The organism is Kitasatospora sp. NPDC056181 (genome assembly GCF_042266225.1).
Taxonomy (GTDB): domain Bacteria; phylum Actinomycetota; class Actinomycetes; order Streptomycetales; family Streptomycetaceae; genus Kitasatospora.
Map to the genome: position 1 here is coordinate 1 of NZ_JBHJUK010000164.1, position 17,445 is coordinate 17,445.

At 71.5% G+C, this 17,445-nt stretch carries 14 protein-coding genes; 5 read left to right on the forward strand and 9 right to left on the reverse strand.

All coding sequences use genetic code 11. The features are described 5' to 3' along the window. Positions 1-180: 180 nt before the first annotated feature. Complete coding sequence (locus ACFC1F_RS37355; RefSeq protein ID WP_376165310.1) at positions 181-2,511, reverse strand: collagenase; 2,331 nt, start codon at positions 2,509-2,511, stop codon at positions 181-183. Positions 2,512-2,845: 334 nt separating this feature from the next. Next, positions 2,846-3,919, reverse strand: a complete 1,074-nt coding sequence (gene tsaD / locus ACFC1F_RS37360; protein ID WP_376165312.1) for a tRNA (adenosine(37)-N6)-threonylcarbamoyltransferase complex transferase subunit TsaD — start codon at positions 3,917-3,919, stop codon at positions 2,846-2,848. A 165-nt stretch (positions 3,920-4,084) separates the two neighbouring features. On the opposite strand from tsaD, the gene ACFC1F_RS37365 reads away from it, so the two are divergent. Then, positions 4,085-4,687: a superoxide dismutase gene (locus tag ACFC1F_RS37365; protein ID WP_209410440.1), complete on the forward strand. Its 603-nt coding sequence runs from the start codon at positions 4,085-4,087 to the stop codon at positions 4,685-4,687. Between the two features lie 115 nt (positions 4,688-4,802). On the opposite strand, the gene meaB is transcribed toward ACFC1F_RS37365, so the two are convergent. The 3 genes from meaB to ACFC1F_RS37380 are packed head-to-tail and all read right to left on the reverse strand — an operon-like array spanning position 4,803 to position 9,921. Then, positions 4,803-5,795, reverse strand: a complete 993-nt coding sequence (gene meaB, locus ACFC1F_RS37370; protein WP_376165314.1) for a methylmalonyl Co-A mutase-associated GTPase MeaB — start codon at positions 5,793-5,795, stop codon at positions 4,803-4,805. A 17-nt stretch (positions 5,796-5,812) separates the two neighbouring features. Further along, positions 5,813-8,017: a methylmalonyl-CoA mutase gene (gene scpA / locus ACFC1F_RS37375; RefSeq protein WP_245204225.1), complete on the reverse strand. Its 2,205-nt coding sequence runs from the start codon at positions 8,015-8,017 to the stop codon at positions 5,813-5,815. Continuing rightward, positions 8,017-9,921, reverse strand: a complete 1,905-nt coding sequence (locus tag ACFC1F_RS37380) for a methylmalonyl-CoA mutase family protein (RefSeq protein ID WP_376165317.1) — start codon at positions 9,919-9,921, stop codon at positions 8,017-8,019. Before ACFC1F_RS37380 ends, scpA begins: the two co-directional genes overlap by 1 nt. A gap of 403 nt (positions 9,922-10,324) precedes the next feature. On the opposite strand from ACFC1F_RS37380, the gene ACFC1F_RS37385 reads away from it, so the two are divergent. From ACFC1F_RS37385 to ACFC1F_RS37395, 3 genes are all read left to right on the forward strand, one after another. After that, positions 10,325-11,398, forward strand: a complete 1,074-nt coding sequence (locus ACFC1F_RS37385) for a C40 family peptidase (RefSeq protein ID WP_209410444.1) — start codon at positions 10,325-10,327, stop codon at positions 11,396-11,398. Positions 11,399-11,725: 327 nt separating this feature from the next. Beyond that, positions 11,726-12,826: an NADH:flavin oxidoreductase/NADH oxidase gene (locus ACFC1F_RS37390; RefSeq protein ID WP_209410445.1), complete on the forward strand. Its 1,101-nt coding sequence runs from the start codon at positions 11,726-11,728 to the stop codon at positions 12,824-12,826. Positions 12,827-13,310: 484 nt separating this feature from the next. Further along, entirely contained in the window at positions 13,311-13,712 is a 402-nt protein-coding gene (locus ACFC1F_RS37395; protein ID WP_376165320.1) for a transposase, read from the forward strand. 60 nt (positions 13,713-13,772) lie between these two features. Here the strand turns inward: ACFC1F_RS37395 and ACFC1F_RS37400 are convergent, their stop codons facing one another. Both ACFC1F_RS37400 and ACFC1F_RS37405 read right to left on the reverse strand, forming a co-directional pair. Continuing rightward, positions 13,773-14,501 (reverse strand): HAD family hydrolase, encoded by a 729-nt coding sequence (locus ACFC1F_RS37400; RefSeq protein WP_376165322.1) that lies wholly within the window; start codon positions 14,499-14,501, stop codon positions 13,773-13,775. A 92-nt stretch (positions 14,502-14,593) separates the two neighbouring features. Then, positions 14,594-15,145 carry a hypothetical protein gene (locus ACFC1F_RS37405; protein ID WP_376165324.1) on the reverse strand — a complete coding sequence of 184 codons (552 nt, stop codon included), beginning with the start codon at positions 15,143-15,145 and terminating at the stop codon, positions 14,594-14,596. Between the two features lie 230 nt (positions 15,146-15,375). Between ACFC1F_RS37405 and ACFC1F_RS37410 the strand changes: the two genes are divergently transcribed. Further along, the gene (locus tag ACFC1F_RS37410) at positions 15,376-15,744 is read left to right on the forward strand and encodes a hypothetical protein (protein WP_376165326.1); all 369 of its coding nucleotides are present in this window, start codon (positions 15,376-15,378) and stop codon (positions 15,742-15,744) included. A 354-nt stretch (positions 15,745-16,098) separates the two neighbouring features. Here ACFC1F_RS37410 and ACFC1F_RS37415 read toward each other — a convergent pair whose 3' ends face one another. Both ACFC1F_RS37415 and ACFC1F_RS37420 read right to left on the reverse strand, forming a co-directional pair. Beyond that, positions 16,099-16,521 (reverse strand): heme-binding protein, encoded by a 423-nt coding sequence (locus ACFC1F_RS37415; protein WP_376165328.1) that lies wholly within the window; start codon positions 16,519-16,521, stop codon positions 16,099-16,101. A gap of 49 nt (positions 16,522-16,570) precedes the next feature. Further along, positions 16,571-17,445, reverse strand: an 875-nt coding sequence (locus ACFC1F_RS37420; RefSeq protein ID WP_376165330.1) for an MFS transporter, incomplete at its 5' end; no start/stop codon positions are given.

Consider the following 17,445-nt stretch of genomic DNA (forward strand, 5'->3'; position numbering starts at 1 on the left):
GACACCTGTTTCGTGGCCTGGGATTGGTGTTTCTGCCACATCCGCTTGGCCCCCTCATCCGGCATGGCCGGCCGGGACGGGGTCCGGGCGGGCGCGGCGTTCAGGACCGGTCTCCCGGTACTGCGCTCTTGGTACTGCGTTCTTGGTATCGGCAAGTCCGGTTACGGCGTGACCACCGGCTTACTGGTACTGCGTGGTGACGCTGACGCCGCTGAAGGACTGGTTGGCGGCGAGGCTGAAGTACACCCAGCCGGACGGCGGGTTGGCGATGGTCAGGGTCTCGCCGTTGCCCGCGTTGGTGGACTTGGCCAGGAAGTTGCCGGTGGTGGCCCAGTTGCTGCCGCCGTAGTACAGGTCCGCGTTGCCGGTGCCGCCGCTGCTGGTGATGGTCAGCTGCTTGACGCCGGCCGGCAGGTACATGAAGTGGTAGTCGTAGTTGCCGGTGGTGGCGGACAGGTTGTCCCGGCGGCAGTCCTTGTCGAACTGGCGCGGGTCGGCGATGGTGCAGACCGGGACGTTCGGGGTGACCGGGCCGGTCGGGGCCTCCGGCAGCGGGCCGCAGTCGTTGCTTGCGCAGGCGGTCAGCCAGGCGTCGAAGCCGGCGTCGTAGCGGGTGCCGATGGTCTGCTTCAGGATGGTGCGGGCACCGTTCCAGTCGCCGGTGCGGTACTTGGCGAGGACGGCGTCCATGTCCGCGCGGTGCTCCTGGAGCATGTAGCGCACGGCCAGCCAGCCCCAGCGGTAGACGCGGTTGGAGTTGACGGTGGCGTCGCCGGTCTGGTCGTAGACGGTGTCGAACAGCTCGCTGAGCTTGTAGGTCTTCTTGGCGGCCTCGGCGATCGCGTCGTCGTTGCGCACGTTGCGGTAGCCGTACGAGATGTTCTCCGCGATGCCCTCGACCCACCAGATGGTCGGGGTGGTGATGCCGGCCTCGAAGTCGCCGTACATGTTGTAGCGGCCGTCGAGGTAGTGGGTGTACTCGTGGTTCAGGTTCCAGATCGAGAACGACGGCCGCAGCCAGGACGCCTCGTGGGCGATGAAGCGGGCCTGGTTGCCCGGCTTGCTCGGGTCGCCCTCCTCGTACATGCCGCCGTTGTCCACGTCGATGTCGTAGAAGGCCCAGGCGTACAGCGCGTACTGGTCGTAGTCGTCGAAGGCGACGACCTCCAGGTTGGTGTTCACGTCGCCGGGGATGGCGCCCTTGTCACCGATGATCTTGTGGAAGTAGGCGTCCTCGTTGATCAGGCTGGTGCACGTGGTGGCCAGCTGCTCCGGGGACATGTCCTGGGCGCGGATCTTCAGGCCGTCGTTGCAGACCTTCTGGGTCGGCAGGATCACCGGGATCAGGCGGGTGCCCAGGTCGCAGATGCCGTAGGACGAGCAGTTGCCCTTGTCGAACTGACGGGTCGCCCAGCCCAGGTTCATGGTGATCGGGGCGGTCGGTCCGACGTTCGGGTAGCGGTTGATCAGGTCCTTCATCAGCGGCCGGAGCGGGGCCTTGAGCTCGGGGACCTGGAGCGCGTAGCCGAGGTAGCGGCCGATGTTGCTGACGACGTCCCAGCGGTTCAGCAGCGGGCCGTTGCGGGTGATGAAGTCGGACCAGGTGTTGAGGATGCCGGGGTCGGCCTTGAGCGCGGCCTTGAAGCCCTGCGGGTCGCCGCCCTTCTCGTCGAAGGCCTCCTTGAGGATCCACTCCAGGTGCTCGACGGACTGGGTCATCGAGGCGGACCAGCTGCCGCCGTAGTTGGCCAGCAGCCACTTGACGACGCCGGCGTACCGGCCGAGCGAACGCGCCTGGCCGATCACGGTGACGACCTCGTTGAGGGTGTCGCCGTTGGCGCCGGTGACGTCCTTGCTGTGCGGGTTGGCGAAGAAGGCGTCCAGCGCGCCGTGGATGGCGGTGTCCAGCGCGGTGCCGTAGGTGCCGACGGTGTTCGGGTACGTCTCGTGGACGTAGTAGCCGGCGCGCAGGAACATCACCAGCTGGCCGACGGAGGTGCTGTTGTCGCCCGGGTAGGTGGCGGAGGCGTCGCGCAGCGCGTTGGCGACGGTCACCATCTGGGACTCGCTGAAGGTCTTTGCCGCGGCGTCGCCGGTGAGGTTGAACAGCGGGTACACGCAGGGGACGTTCGGCAGCGCCTTGAGCTGCTGGATCAGCGCGCTGCCCGTGGCGCTGATCCCCCCGGAGATGTCCGGACAGGCCTCCCCGGCGGCGGCGGAGAACTGCTTGGCCGCCTTGGCGGGCGCGGTGGCCGGCGCGGCCGGCGCCTTCGTCGCCTCGCCGGTGTCCTGTCCGGAGATCCTGAAGGGGTTGTTGGTCTTCGCGTCCGGCGACTTCGGAACCGGTATCGACCGCGGGGTCGAGGGGGTGGCGCTGGTGCCGGCCGGAGCCGCGGAGCCGACGGGGGCCGCCTGGCTCGCCGGGGCGAACAGGCCGAGCGAGATGAAGAAGGCGGCGCCGAGCGCAGGGAGTCTGCGCGCGTTGGCCTGGGAAATCCGGGAGGGACGCATCTGTGGGGGCCTCCGGGGCCGTTCGGGGCCGCGGTTTGGGGCGCGGCCACTCGATGTGTGACATGTAAAATGGCACATTGCGTACGGCGGTGGAAGACCTGGGAACGGATTGGTGTGCAGTGAAACCGAAACGTTGTCAGGGGCCGGTGATGTGGGGGCTTTCGGGGCCCGTCGGCCGGGTTGGGCCGAATCCGGCCCCGTTTCCCGAAGCTCCGTAAGCTCCCGGAACGCCTGATTCGCCCCGGGAGGTCCGGAGCGACCGGGGCGTCCCCGGGCATCCGGGGGATCCGGGGCATCCGGGGCATCCGGAGCGTGCCTGGCGTCCCGGGGTCGGCTACGCCGCCATCGCCCGCGCGCGGGCGAGCGGGGTCAGTGCGGCGTACTCCAGCGGCGCGGAGGGATCGGTCGAGAGCTCCGCCGGTGCGGGCCCGGCCCCGGCGCGGACCAGCAGGTCTCCGACGGCGGCGACCATCGCGCCGTTGTCGGTGCAGAGCCGCGGCGCCGGCACCCGCAGGGTGATCCCGGCGGCGGCGCAGCGCTGCTCGGCGAGCGCCCGGACGCGGGAGTTGGCCGCCACGCCGCCGACCACCACGAGGGTGCCGATGCCGTGGTCGGTGCAGGCCCGGACGGCCTTGCGGGTGAGCACGTCGGCCACGGCCTCCTGCAACGAGGCGGCCGCGTCGGGGACGTGCGGCTCCGTCCCGGCCGTGCGGTGCGCCTCGACCCAGCGGGCGGCGGCGGTCTTGAGGCCGGAGAAGGAGAATGCGTACGGGTCGTCACGCGGCCCGGTGAGCGGGCGCGGGAGCCGGACGGCGTGCGGGTCGCCGTCACGGGCGGCGCGGTCGATCGCGGGCCCGCCGGGGTAGGGCAGGCGCAGGATCCGGGCGACCTTGTCGAAGCACTCGCCGGCCGCGTCGTCCAGCGTGTCGCCGAGGTGGAGGATCGGGTCGCGGGCCAGGTCGCGGACCAGCAGCAGCGAGGTGTGCCCGCCGGAGACGATCAGCACCACGGAGGGGTTCGGCAGCGGCCCGCCGTCCAGCGTCGCGGCGGCCACGTGCCCGGCCAGGTGGTGCACCCCGTAGAGCGGGACGCCGAGCGAGAAGGCGTAGCCCTTGGCGGCGGCCACCCCCACCTGGAGGGCCCCGGACAGCCCCGGGCCGGCCGTCACCGCGACGGCGCCGACGTCGGCGAGGCTGAGCCCGGCCCGGTCGAGGGCCTCGCGGACCACCGGTGCCATCGCGTGGACGTGCGCGCGGGCGGCGATCTCGGGCACCACCCCGCCGTAGCGGGCGTGCTCGTCCATGCTGGACGCCACCGCTTGGCCGAGCAGCACGCCGTCGCGGACCAGCCCTGCGCCGGTCTCGTCGCAGGAGGATTCGATCCCCAGCACCACCGGCGATCCGGTCACAGTCACTCACCCCCTTGTCGGTCATTACATCCCGTGGCGACCATTGTGCCCGACGGGGCGTGAGGAATAAGCAGGAGCCCATGCTTAGCTGTTGCAACTCATACGCAATAGTGTGGACCCGGCACGACCACCACCGTTCAACCCGCCGAAAGGGGCTGTGTCCTGATGGGCACCTACTCGCTTCCCGACCTGCCGTACGACTACTCCGCGCTGGAGCGGGCGATGTCGGCCGAGATCCTGGAGCTGCACCACTCCAAGCACCACGCCGCCTACGTCAAGGGCGCGAACGACACCCTGGAGCAGCTCGCCGAGGCGCGCGACAAGGAGCAGTTCGGTGGTCTGGTCGGCCTTCAGAAGACCTTCGCCTTCCACCTGTCCGGCCACGTGCTGCACTCGCTGTTCTGGCAGAACCTCTCCCCGGAGGGCGGCGACCGCCCCGAGGGCGAGCTGGCCGACGCCATCACCGAGCACTTCGGCAGCTTCGAGGCCTTCAAGAAGCAGCTCACCACCGCCACCACCGGCGTCCAGGGCTCCGGCTGGGGCATCCTCTCCTGGGAGCCGCTCGGCAAGCGCCTGATCGTCGAGCAGGTCTACGACCACCACGGCAACGTCGGCCAGGGCACCACCCCGCTGCTCGCCTTCGACGCCTGGGAGCACGCCTACTACCTCCAGTACCGCAACGTCCGCCCCGACTACGTCACGAAGCTCTGGGACGTCGTCAACTGGCAGGACGTGACGGAGCGCTTCACCGCCGCCAAGTCCGCCTGAGGCGGGGGACGGCAGCAGGACGGCCCCGGACCGACCGGTCCGGGGCCGCTCCCGCGAACGACGAAGCGCCCCGTCCTCCCGGGAGAGGAGGACGGGGCGCTCGGGCTCCACGGAGCTACGGGGCGCCGAAGAAGCCGTCGAGGATCTGCTGCGCGGCCAGGCCCGCCGGGAGGGTGCCCGCCCGGACCCGGGCCTCCAGCTCCGGGGCGAGCCGCTGCACCCGCGGGTGTTCGTGCAGCCTGGCGAACAGCTGGTCGTGGACCATCGCCCACGTCCACTCCACCTGCTGCTCCCGCCGCTTGGCCGCCAGCGCGCCGGTGGCGTCGAGGACCTTGCGGTGCTGCTGGAGGCGCTCCCAGAGCACGTCCAGCCCGGCGCCGTCCCGGCCGCTGCAGGTCAGCACCGGCGGCGTCCACGGTGCGTCCGGGGCCTGCAACAGCCGCAGCGCGCCCGCGAGTTCACGCGCCGCGGCCTTCGCGTCGGTCTCGTGCGGGCCGTCCGCCTTGTTCACCGCGATGACGTCCGCCAGCTCCAGCACGCCCTTCTTGATGCCCTGGAGCTGGTCCCCGGTGCGGGCCAGCGAGAGCAGCAGGAAGGAGTCGACCATGCCGGCCACCGTGGTCTCCGACTGCCCGACGCCGACCGTCTCGATCAGCACCACGTCGTAACCGGCCGCCTCCATCACCACCATCGACTCGCGGGTGGCCTTGGCGACCCCGCCGAGGGTTCCGGACGTCGGCGAGGGACGGACGAAGGCGTCCGGGTCGACCGCCAGGCGCTCCATCCGGGTCTTGTCACCCAGGATGGAGCCGCCGGTGCGGCTGGACGTCGGGTCGACGGCGAGCACCGCGACCCGGTGGCCCAGCCCCGTCAGCATGGTGCCGAAGGAGTCGATGAAGGTCGACTTGCCGACACCGGGCACGCCGGTGATGCCGACCCGGACCGCCCCGCCCGCGTGCGGCAGCAGCCGCTGGAGCAGCTGCTGCGCCAGGGCGCGGTGGTCGGGCCGGGTGGACTCGACGAGGGTGACGGCCCGCGCGATCCAGGCGCGCGAGCCCTCCAGGACACCCGTCACGTAGCTGTCGAGGTCGATCGTCCGCGGTGGCATCGGCTAGAGGCTCCGGCTCACAGCTCGTGGCCGAGATCGGCCGCCAGCGACTTCAGCAGGTCGTACGCGGCGTCCGGGATCACCGTGCCGGGCGGGAAGACCGCTGCGGCACCCGCCTCGTACAGCGCGTCGAAGTCGCCGGGCGGGATGACCCCGCCGACCACGATGGTGATGTCCTCCCGGCCGGCCGCGGCCAGCTCGGTGCGGAGCGCCGGCACCAGGGTGAGGTGACCGGCGGCCAGCGAGGAGACGCCGACGATGTGCACGTCCGCCTCGACGGCCTGGCGGGCCACCTCGGCCGGGGTCTGGAACAGCGGGCCCACGTCCACCGTGAAACCGAGGTCGGCGAAGGCGGTCGCGATCACCTTCTGCCCGCGGTCGTGGCCGTCCTGGCCCATCTTGGCGACCAGGATGCGCGGCCGCCGGCCCTCGGCCTGCTCGAACCGCTCGACCAGGTCCCGGGTGCGCTGGAGGGGCGCCGACGCCCCGGCTTCGTCTCGGTACACACCCGAGATCGTACGGATCTGGCCCGAGTGCCGGCCGTACACCTTCTCCAGGGCGTCCGAGATCTCGCCGACGGTGGCCTTCGCCCGGGCCGCGTTCACGGCCAGGTGCAGCAGGTTGCCGTCCAGCGAACCGCCGCGCTGCGGGCCGGCCTCGGCGGCCCGGGTCAGCGCGTTCAGCGCGTCCTGGGTCGCGGCCTCGTCGCGCTCGTCGCGCAGCCGGCGCAGCTTCTCGATCTGCCGGGCCCGCACCGAGGAGTTGTCGACCTTGAGCACGTCGATCTGCTCGTCGCTGTCCACCCGGTACTTGTTGACCCCGATCACCGGCTGGCGGCCGGAGTCGATCCGCGCCTGGGTCCGGGCCGCGGCCTCCTCCACGCGCAGCTTGGGGATGCCCGCGTCGATCGCCTTGGCCATGCCGCCCGCCGCCTCCACCTCCTGGATGTGCTGCCAGGCACGGCGGGCCAGGTCGTGGGTCAGCTTCTCGACGTACGCGGAACCGCCCCACGGGTCGATGACCCGGCAGGTCCCGGACTCCTGCTGGAGCAGCAGCTGGGTGTTGCGGGCGATCCGGGCCGAGAAGTCGGTCGGCAGGGCGAGCGCCTCGTCGAGCGCGTTGGTGTGCAGCGACTGGGTGTGGCCCTGGGTCGCCGCCATCGCCTCCACACAGGTGCGGGTGACGTTGTTGAACACGTCCTGCGCGGTGAGCGACCAGCCGGAGGTCTGCGAATGGGTGCGCAGCGACAGCGACTTGGTGTTCTTCGGGTCGAACTGCTTGACCAGCTTGGCCCAGAGCAGACGGGCCGCGCGCAGCTTGGCGACCTCCATGAAGAAGTTCATCCCGATCGCCCAGAAGAACGACAGCCGCGGCGCGAAGGCGTCCACGTCCAGCCCGACGTCCAGGCCCGCCCGCAGGTACTCCACGCCGTCGGCCAGGGTGTAGGCCAGCTCCAGGTCGGCGGTGGCCCCGGCCTCCTGGATGTGGTAGCCGGAGATGGAGATCGAGTTGTACCGCGGCATCTTCTGCGAGGTGTACGCGAAGATGTCCGAGATGATCCGCATCGACGGCTGCGGCGGGTAGATGTAGGTGTTGCGGACCATGAACTCCTTGAGGATGTCGTTCTGGATGGTCCCCGCCAGCTTCTCCGGCGGCACCCCCTGCTCCTCGGCCGCCACGATGTACAGCGCCAGCACGGGCAGCACCGCGCCGTTCATGGTCATCGACACCGACATCTTGTCCAGCGGGATGCCGTCGAACAGCTGGCGCATGTCGTAGATCGAGTCGATGGCGACACCCGCCATGCCGACGTCGCCGGTGACCCGCGGGTGGTCGCTGTCGTAGCCGCGGTGGGTCGGCAGGTCGAAGGCGACCGAGAGGCCCTTCTGGCCGGCCGCCAGGTTGCGGCGGTAGAAGGCGTTGGACTCCTCGGCGGTGGAGAAGCCGGCGTACTGGCGGACCGTCCACGGCTGGTTGACGTACATCGTCGGGTACGGGCCGCGCAGGTACGGGGCGATGCCCGGGTAGGTGCCCAGGAAGTCCAGGCCCGCCAGGTCGTCCGCGGTGTACAGCGGCTTGACGCCGATGCCCTCGGGAGTGTCCCAGAGCAGCTCGTCGACGTCCTTGCCGGTGGCCTGCCGCCAGGCGGTGCGCCACTGCCCGTCGGTGACGTCCGCCGCGGCGTCCCCGTCCAGCCCGATTCCGGTGAAGTCGGGGATCATCACGCCACTCCGCTTTCGTCGAGGCTTGCGCCCGTGATCTCGTCCAGCAGCCCGGTCAGGGTCGCGACGGCGTCGCCGCCCGCGAACACGAACTCGTCCACGCCGGCCGCTTCGTAGGCCTCCCGCTGCTCGCCGGGCCGGCCGGCCAGCAGCACCCGCCGGGCGCCCGCGGCCTTCAGCGCCGCGGTCACCGCCCCGGCGTGCTCGCCGTACAGCTGGTCACTGGAGCAGAGGCAGGCCACCCGCGCGCCGGAGGCGGCGAACGCCTCGGCGAACGCGACCGGGTCGGTGGACTCGACGGCCGTCGTCGCGATGCCGCCGGCCTGGAACAGGTTGGCGGCGAAGGTGGTCCGCGCGGTGTGCGCGGCGGCGGTCCCGATCGAGGCCAGGAAGAGCCGCGGCCGGGCGCCGGTCGCTTCGAGGACGGCGTCCGAACGGTCCCGCAGCGCCTCGTACGCCTCGGCGCGGCGCACCCGCGGCAGCCCGCCGCCCGGCCCGGCCGGGCCCGGCTCGCGGACCAGCGGCTGCTCGTCCAGGTTCGGGAACTCGCTGACACCGGTGACCGGTTCGCGACGCTTGGCCAGCCTGGCCGAACGCTCGGCCCAGGTCGCGGCGATCCGCTCGCCGACCAGGCCCGACGCCAGCGCGGCCGCCTGGCCGCCGGCCCGCTCGATCTCCTGGAACCACGCCCAGGCGGCGTGCGCCAGCTCGTCCGTCAGCCGCTCCACGTACCAGGAGCCGCCGGCCGGGTCGACCACCCGGGCCAGGTGCGACTCCTCCAGCAGGACGGACTGGGTGTTGCGGGCGATCCGCCGGGCGAACGCGTCCGGCAGGCCCAGTGCGCTGTCGAACGGCTGGACGCTCACCGCGTCCGCGCCGCCGACCCCGGCGGCCATGCAGGCCACCGTGGTGCGCAGCATGTTCACCCACGGGTCGCGCGCGGTCATCATCACGGCCGAGGTGACGGCGTGCTGACGCTGCGCCGACGCCTCCGGGGCGGCCCCCGACACCTCGGCCACCCGGGCCCAGAGGCGGCGTGCCGCACGGAACTTGGCGATCGTCAGGAACTGGTCGGCGTCGGCCGCGTAACGGAACTCCAGCTGGCCCAGCGCGGCGTCGACGGAGAGCCCGGCCCCGGTCAGCGCACGCAGGTAGGCGACGCCGGTGGCGAGCGAGCAGCCCAGCTCCTGCGCGGGCGAGGCGCCGGCCTCGTGGTACGGCAGGGCGTCGACCGTCAGCGCGCGCAGGCCCGGGTAGCCGTCGGCGCAGCGCGCGGCGAGCGCGGTGGCGTCGGTGAGCAGCGTGTCGGTGCGCCCGGCGTCGCCGGTGCGGGCCGCCAGGCCCAGCGGGTCGGCGCCCAGGTTGCCGGCGGCGGCGCCGGGGGAGACCTCGCGCTCCTGGTACAGCTTGAACAACTGCTCGGCGGCCTCGGCGAATTCGGCGCCCGCGTCGAGCACCACGCCGGCCAGGTCCAGGTAGACGCCGGTCAGCGCCTGAGGGAGGGCCGCGACCGGCAGGCCGTCGCCACCCAGTTCGAGCCAGAGCGAGCTGCCGCCGTTCTCCAGGTCGGCGAGGACCGCCTCGTTGGCGCGCCGCGGGTCGGGGTCGGCGTGGCGCTGGCGGACGTCCCAGCCGGAGACCGAGGAGCCCTGCGGCCGGCCGCCCCGGACGAACGGGGGGAAACCGGGGTAACCGGGCTCGGCCGCGGTGTCCTCGGCGGTGTACAGCGGGCGGGCGCGCAGCCCGTCCTGGAGGCCGGTGGTGAGCGCTCGCTCGGCGGCGGCGCCGTCCTCAGGCTGGGCACCGGACTTGCGCAGCACGCCCTCGACGAGCTGCTGCCACTGCTCACGGTGCGCGGCCGGGAACTCGGCAGCGAGGGGGAGCCCTTCGGGCGGGACCTTCATGACCGCAGGTTAGCGCTCGTTAGCGAGGACGCAGGAGGGGAGACGCGTGTGACCTTGCCCTCGATTCGGCGAGGCCCCAGCACTCCGGGCGGCGAGGAGTGCCGCGGGCGGCGGCACCCGAGGTCAGCGGCGGTGTCACGGAGCACGCCGGTCGTCCGGAACGGCCCCGGAACAGGGGGAAGGCCGGACCCCCGCCCCTCGTCCCCTGAGCCAAGCCGAACCCCCGTTCCCGCCTCCTCCGAGCCACCTCGAAGGAGGCGGGCGGGGACGGCGTCCCGCGTACGTCCCGGCTCGCCGTCGCCGTGCCCTTCGCAATTCCCGGCGACTCGAACTGAACCTGCGAACCACCCTCGAGCGTTTTTCCAGTGTCCCTCCAGTACCTCCCGAAGGAGAGCCCACCGCCATGGGAAAGCGTCGCAAGCTCAGCCCCCCGAGCCGGGCCCGCCTGGTGGTCCTCACCACGGCCGTGGCCGGCGGCGCGGTCCTCGCCTCCGGTACGGCCCATGCCGAGCCCACCCCCACCCTCGCCTCCGTCAAGGAACAGGTGGACCAGCTCAACCAGGAGGCCGAGCAGTCCGCCGAGCGCTACAACGGCTTCCAGGCGAAGCAGCAGAAGCTCCAGGGCGAGGCCAGCCGGATCCAGGAGAAGGTCGCCCGCGGCCAGGAGGCCATGAACGAACTGCGCACCCGGCTCGGCGTGGTGGCCGCGGACCAGTACCGCAGCAACGGCATGGACCCGGGCATCCAGCTCATGCTCGACTCCGACCCGGCCGCCTACCTGGAGCGCGCCTCGGTGCAGAACCAGGTCTCCGACTCCCAGACGAACCTGCTCAAGCAGGCCCAGGACGAACAGCGCAAGCTCGACCAGGACCGCACCGAGGCCGCCGCCACCCTCGCCGAACTCGACGCCGTCGGTGCCTCGCTCGGGGCGCAGAAGAGCCAGGTCCAGGCCAAGCTCGCCCAGGCCCAGGCCCTGCTCAACAAGCTCAGCGCCGCCGACCGCGCCAAGATCAACGCCCAGGAGTCCGCCGACAAGGCCAAGGCCGCCGCGCAGCAGGCAGCCGCCGCCGACCGCGCCTCCCGCTCCGCCGAACGGCCCGACATGAGCACCCCGCCGCCGCCGGCCGCCGGTGGCCGCGCCGCCACCATCATCCAGTTCGCCAGCGCACAGCTCGGCAAGCCCTACGGCTGGAGCATGACCGGCCCCAACAGCTTCGACTGCTCCGGCCTCACCGGCGCCGCCTACCGTGCGGCCGGCGTCAAGCTCCCCCGGATGTCCCAGGACCAGTGGAACGCCGGCGCCCGCATCGCCCGTGGCGACCTCCAGCCCGGCGACCTGGTCTTCTTCTACGACGACCTGCACCACGTGGGCATCTACATCGGCGACGGCAAGATGATCCACGCCCCCCGCACCGGCAAGAACATCGAGGTCCTCCCGATCGGCGTCATGCCCTACATGGGCGCCGTCCGGCCGTAGCGGCAGCCGGGGGGCGATCCGCCTCCCGGAGGCCTGCGCCGGATGGCCTGCGCCCGCCGGCCGGACGCCGCCCGTGGCCCTGTCGAAGGGCCCCGCCCCTGGCCCTGCCGAAAGGCCCCCGCCCGTGGCCCGCTCCTGCCCCGCCCGTCGTACGGGCGGCGCGCGGCGCGGCCCCGGTGTCGGGGGCCCGCTTTATTTTCCCGCTCGCGGTTATCAGGCTGGCGTAGATAGAGAGTGCGTGCAACTATTGCACATGGTGCACAGTTGTCGTGGACCGCCGTCGCAGCACGCACAGGGCCCTCTCGTGTCACGTTTCCAGGAGTTGCCATGACCTCTCTCTTCACCCCCCTCGCCCTCAGGTCGCTCAGCATTCCCAACCGCGTCTGGATGGCGGCGATGTGCCAGTACAGCGCGGCCCCGGACGGGGACGCGGTCGGCGAGCCCACGGACTGGCACTTCGCGCACCTGGCGGCCCGCGCCGCCGGCGGGACCGGGCTGATCATCACCGAGGCCACCGCCGTCAGCCCCGAGGGGCGCATCTCCCCCTACGACCTCGGCATCTGGAACGACACCCAGGCCGCCGCGTTCCGGCGCATCACCACCTTCCTCAAGACCCAGGGCAGCGTCCCGGCCATCCAGCTGGCCCACGCCGGGCGGAAGGCGTCGACCGAGCGCACCTGGGTGGACCGCGGACGGCCGATCGCCCCCGACGAGGGCCACGGCTGGACCCCCGTCGCCCCCAGTGCCGTCGCCTTCAGCGAGAAGTCGACGACGCCGGTGGAACTCACCCGGGAGCAGATCGGCGAGGTCGTCCGGCAGTTCGCCGACGCCGCCCGCCGCGCGCTCGCCGCCGGCTTCGAGGTCGTCGAGATCCACGGCGCCCACGGCTACCTCGTCCACCAGTTCCTCTCCCCGTTCAGCAACCACCGCACCGACGAGTACGGCGGCTCCTTCGAGGGGCGCATCCGCTTCGCCCTGGAGGTCGTCGACGCGGTCCGTGCCGTATGGCCGGACGACCTTCCGGTCCTGTTCCGCGTCTCCGCGACCGACTGGCTGGAGGAGAACCCCGAGGACGACCGCGCGGGCTGGACCGCCGACGACACCGTCCGGCTCGCGAAGGAGCTCCAGGCGCACGGCGTGGACCTGCTGGACGTCTCCACCGGCGGCAACGTGCCCGACGCGAAGGTCGTGGCGGGCCCCGGCTACCAGGTGCCCTTCGCCGAACGGGTCCGCCGGGAGACGGGCATGCCCACGGCGGCGGTCGGCATGATCACCGAACCCGTCCAGGCGCAGGGCATCCTCGCCGCCGGGCAGGCCGACGCCGCCCTGCTGGCCCGCGAGCTGCTGCGCGACCCCTACTGGGCGCGCCGGGCCGCCCGCGAACTCGGCGGCGAGGTCGCCTCCCCGGTCCAGTACCACCGGGCCTGAGCCGGCCTGAGCCGGGCTGGTCCCGGGCCTGACCCAGGCTGGTTCCGCGAGAGCGGAGTGGTGGCCGTAGTGCCACCAAGGAACCGCCACGGACCTGCGTGAGCACGGAGGCAGGTCGGGGCCGTCGAGAGGATGCGCGATCCGGCATCGGCCGGAGAATCGGTGCGAGACGGTCCCCGCACAACCCGCCCCGCCTCCCCGGCGACACCACCGGGGAGACGGGGCGCGAACGCGTTGACGGGCCACCCCTCCGGGATCTCGGAGGGGTGGGTGAGGCAGCCCTTCTGACCTGGCGTCAACAGCGACACCGTTGCGTTAGAAGCTGTTGTCGTACCGATCATGGTGGACATCGGTTCGAGTGTGGCGACTCTGTCGGGTGATCTCTCGCTTGTGCGCGCATGAAGGCAGGGCCTCCAGTTCAGCTCATGGTTGTCGAAGCCGGAGCACACCAGGAGGCCCTGTTCTTGCAGTCTTACGCTCTCGTGTGGGTGGCATCGTGGTCGACTGCCTGGGGCTGCTGCTGGCCGTGATGGTCACCGCGGCGAACGTGACGGACCGGGACGCCGCGATGCCGCTGCTGGAACGTGTCCGGGCCTGCTATCGCAGGATCGTCCTGGTGTGGGCCGACAGCGGCTACGCGGGTCGTCTGGTCGGCTGGGCGAAGCAGCAACTGGGGCTCGCTCTGGAGATCGTCAAGCGCAGCGACGACGCCTCGGGGTTCGTGGTACTGCCCAGACGCTGGGTGGTGGAACGCACGCTGAGCTGGCTGATGCGCTCGCGGCGCCTGGTGCGCGACTACGAGACGCTGCCCGCCGTGCATGAGCAGATGGTGCTGTCGTCGATGACGATGCTCATGAGCCGCCGGCCGGCCCGGCGGCGAGCGTGAACCGTCCCGAGGTGGGTTCGGGCCTTAACCCGTGAAGGCCCGAACCCACGATCGAGGGCGTCATACAGCACGATCTGGTTCGCGGAACGGTTGAGGATCCGCAGCACGCGCGGCCCACGTGGCGTCCCGGCTCCCCCCGGACACATGCGCGCCGAATACAGAGGTATCGAGATCCTTGAGGGACTCCAGTACCCGAGTGGCAATCGCAAAGCGAGGATCACAGCGATCAGCGGCCTCGGGAACGGCGACGACCGTCATCTGGGCTGACACGCCAGCGAGGACGCCGTTGAGCGAGTCCTCGATCACAATGCATTCGTCGGGTGACGCGCCGAGGGCGGCGGCTGCGCGGAGATAGGCGCCCGGGTGGGGTTTGCCGTGTTCGTCGTCTTCGGCCGAAAACACGGCATCGAAAGATCGGTCAAGGCCGGTGCTCGCGAGCGCATGCCGAATCACCGACTCCGGCGAAGATGACACGACGGCCATTGCCCTCGATGCACGCACGCACGCCGCGACGGCGTGTTCGGCGCCGGGTTTCAGCGCCACTCCCTCCAGCCCACGGCACACGGCGGCCACGATCTGCTGCTCGACGTCGTCGGGGTCGGCTTGAATGGTGGCCCGATCGAACCAGTAGGCCACCATGTCCCTTTGCCGCAGCCCGCGCGTCGCCGCCTGCATCTCCGTTGTGAGGTGCAGGCCAAGCGGACCGAACACTTCACGCTTTGCCGCGTCCCAGATCGGCTCGGAGTCGATCAAAAGGCCGTCTAGGTCGAATAGGACAGTCGGTTGCATCGGTTGCTCTTTCGTTGGCGATCACGCGAGGACGAGACCGATTCGCTGCCCCGCCGTGCATGAGCAGACGGTGCTGTGGTCGATGACGATACTCATGAGCCGCCGGCTGGCCCGGCGGCGAGCGTGAACCGTCCCGGGGCGGGCTCGTTGGCCCAGCCCCGATCGGCCAGCCGCTTCATCTTCGACCGAACCCCTTCCACACTTGCCGGAACCGGATCCAGTCCGAGTACAGCAGTGATCTCCTGACAGGACATCACTGGCTTCCCGCCGGATGCTTGTTCGGTGAGCGTGGCGAGGATGCGCTGGTAGTGGGGAGCGAGCGCGTCCGTGGAAAGCGCGGGACGCCACACCGGGACGATCGAGCCCGATCGCGCGGCCCTCGGTAGGGGAACCTCGGCGGGCGCGTTCGTCGCGGGCTCCGACCCGGAAGAGTCACCGGCTCCCGGGCCAGCTTCACCTGCCTGTCCGGGCCGCGGCCCGGACAGAACCTCGCCAACGCGCTGCCGGGCGATCAGCCACTCGTGCCAGGCCGTCTCCGCTTCGGCGAGCTCAGCGAGTACCCGGTCCGCCACCTCCCGAAGCTCCTCCACGCGCTCACGCGCGGCCAGCTCCCGCTCCTCCAGGAGACCCACCACCGACGCCATCCCGGCACCTCCACCAACGAGACAACCCAACCGCCCGAGCAAGCCTCGCCATGCCGGCATCATGCCTGAACTGCGGAAACCCGCCAATCAAGTTCGGTACGACAACGGCTTCCTAGGCCCGAGCCCCGAGCCCCGAGGCCTGCGGCGCAACGGCGTTGTGGCAGACCCCATGACAACCCTGTCACGTCGTCAACCTTGTGATTGCGCCGTAGGAGCGAGAGGGTTGAGTGGTGACCGACTACCAATGCGGGTCGTGCTCCTACGAGAGCAACGATCTCGGTGAGCTTCGACAGCACTTGCACCGGACGGGGCACGTCGGCATCCGCGAGGCGGACGGCATCGAGACCCCTGAGGTCGCTGAGGCTGTGGAAGGGGTCGGGCCGACCGAAGGCAAGTCCGGCAGAGGCAGGGTCGCGGTTGAGCTCGGCCTCGGCATTCTGGCCGCCGCCGCTGTCGGGGCTCTCGCCTGGAAGAACAAGGAACTGAGGTCCATGGCCGGCGGACTGTTGGTTGAGCTGGCGGAGTCGGTGTCGGAGAACGAGTACCTGAAGTCCGCCAGCGGCGCAGGGACGACGCTCAACAGCTATCGCGGACGCTGAGCTTGGCGTTTGAGCACCGCTCGTGGCTGGCTCAACGAGCAGACCGCGAGCAGTGTTGTTCCATCGACGGCAGGACGGCTGGCCTGCGCTTCTCACAGGGACGCCCCGGCTCCAGGACTGCGAGCCGGGGCGTTCTTCCGTGTGGTCGGGGCCGACCAGCTGGTTGCTCGTCGGCGCCGCTGCGCGCTCAGGTGCGGGCCCGGTGGCTTCAGCGGTGGTCGGGAGGAACACCGTCGCGTCGGCCGTCTCCAGCTTGGCCGCCTTGAGGCGGGTCGTGCCGTGCCTGCGATCGGCCGGCTCGTGCCTGCGACCGGACGTCTCCGCTGGTCGGCGAGGACCTCGCGCCGGTGCGGGTCATCGGGCGAGTTCTTCGAGGGCCGTGGTGGCGAAGCCGTGGTCCTGCTCCGGGGCGCCGCCGCCGACGCCGATCGCGCCGATCAGGTGGCCGTCGCGGTGGACCGGGATGCCGCCGGCGATGAACAGGAGCGGCCGGTCGAGCGCGGTGGGCAGGGAGTGGAAGGGCCCGTCGGGCTTGACGAGGTCGACCAGGTCGGCGGTGGGGGAGTTGAGCTGCAGGGCGGTGTACGCCTTGCGGGTGCTGGTCTCGCCGGAGATCAGCACGGCCCGGTCGTCCCGGCGGAAGGCGAGCAGGTGACCGCCGGCGTCGAGGACGGTGACGCTGACCGGGATCCCGGCCGTCCCGGCGGCGTCGCGGGCGGCCGCGACGAGGGTCTCGGCGTCGGCGGTGGTCAGCGGAGTGACTGCGGTGGTGCGCACAGTGGTGCTTCTCCTGGGGAGGGGGTGACGAGGAAGGTGGGGCGAGGGGTCAGCGGAGGGCGGGAGCGGGGGCCGGGGCGGGAGCGGCGGCGCCGGCCACAGCGTCCTGTGCGGGGCCGCGGCGCTCCAGGGCGGCGGACCAGAGGGCGAGGACCAGGGCCGCGGCGGCGAGTGCCGCGCCGACCCAGTTCGGGGCGGTGTAGCCGAGGCCGGCGGAGATGACCATGCCGCCGAGCCAGGCCGCGAGCGCGTTGCCGAGGTTGAACGCGCCGATGTTGACGGCCGAGGCCAGGGTGGGCGCGCCGTGCGCCTGGTCCAGCACCCGCTTCTGCAGCGGCGGGACGGTGGCGAAGCCGAGCGCCCCGACGAGCATGATGGTGACGGCGGCGAGGATCTTGTTGTGCGCCGTCAGGGTGAACAGTGCCAGGACGACGGCGAGTCCGCCGAGGGTGGCGTAGAGCAGCGGCATCAGCCTGCGGTCTGCGTAGCGGCCGCCGAGCAGGTTGCCGAGGAACATGCCGGTACCGAACAGCACCAGCAGCCAGGTGACCGCGCCGTCCGAGTAGCCGGCCACGTGGGTCATCATCGGGGCGATGTAGGTGATCGCGGCGAAGACGCCGCCGAAGCCGAGCACGGTCATGGCCATCGCGAGCAGCACCTGCGGGTTGCGGAACGCGGTGAGCTCCCGGCGCAGGTGGGCGCCCTCCGTGCGCGGCATGGCGGGTACCAGCCTGGCGATGCCGAGCAGGCCGATCACGCCGAGCGCGGCGACGACCCCGAAGGTGGTGCGCCAGCCGACGGCCTGGCCGATGAAGGTGCCCAGCGGGACGCCGACGATGTTGGCGACGGTCAACCCGGTGAACATGGTGGCGATGGCGCCGGCCTTCCTGTCCGGGGCGACCAGCTCGGCGGCGACCACCGAGC

Coding starts and splice junctions, on each gene's coding strand:
- ACFC1F_RS37355 (WP_376165310.1), bottom strand. CDS start 2,511: ATGCGTCCCTCCCGGATTTCCCAGGCCAACGCGCGCAGACTCCCTGCG.
- ACFC1F_RS37365 (WP_209410440.1), top strand. CDS start 4,085: ATGGGCACCTACTCGCTTCCCGACCTGCCGTACGACTACTCCGCGCTG.
- meaB (WP_376165314.1), bottom strand. CDS start 5,795: ATGCCACCGCGGACGATCGACCTCGACAGCTACGTGACGGGTGTCCTG.
- scpA (WP_245204225.1), bottom strand. CDS start 8,017: ATGATCCCCGACTTCACCGGAATCGGGCTGGACGGGGACGCCGCGGCG.
- ACFC1F_RS37380 (WP_376165317.1), bottom strand. CDS start 9,921: ATGAAGGTCCCGCCCGAAGGGCTCCCCCTCGCTGCCGAGTTCCCGGCC.
- ACFC1F_RS37385 (WP_209410444.1), top strand. CDS start 10,325: ATGGGAAAGCGTCGCAAGCTCAGCCCCCCGAGCCGGGCCCGCCTGGTG.
- ACFC1F_RS37390 (WP_209410445.1), top strand. CDS start 11,726: ATGACCTCTCTCTTCACCCCCCTCGCCCTCAGGTCGCTCAGCATTCCC.
- ACFC1F_RS37400 (WP_376165322.1), bottom strand. CDS start 14,501: ATGCAACCGACTGTCCTATTCGACCTAGACGGCCTTTTGATCGACTCC.
- ACFC1F_RS37405 (WP_376165324.1), bottom strand. CDS start 15,145: ATGGCGTCGGTGGTGGGTCTCCTGGAGGAGCGGGAGCTGGCCGCGCGT.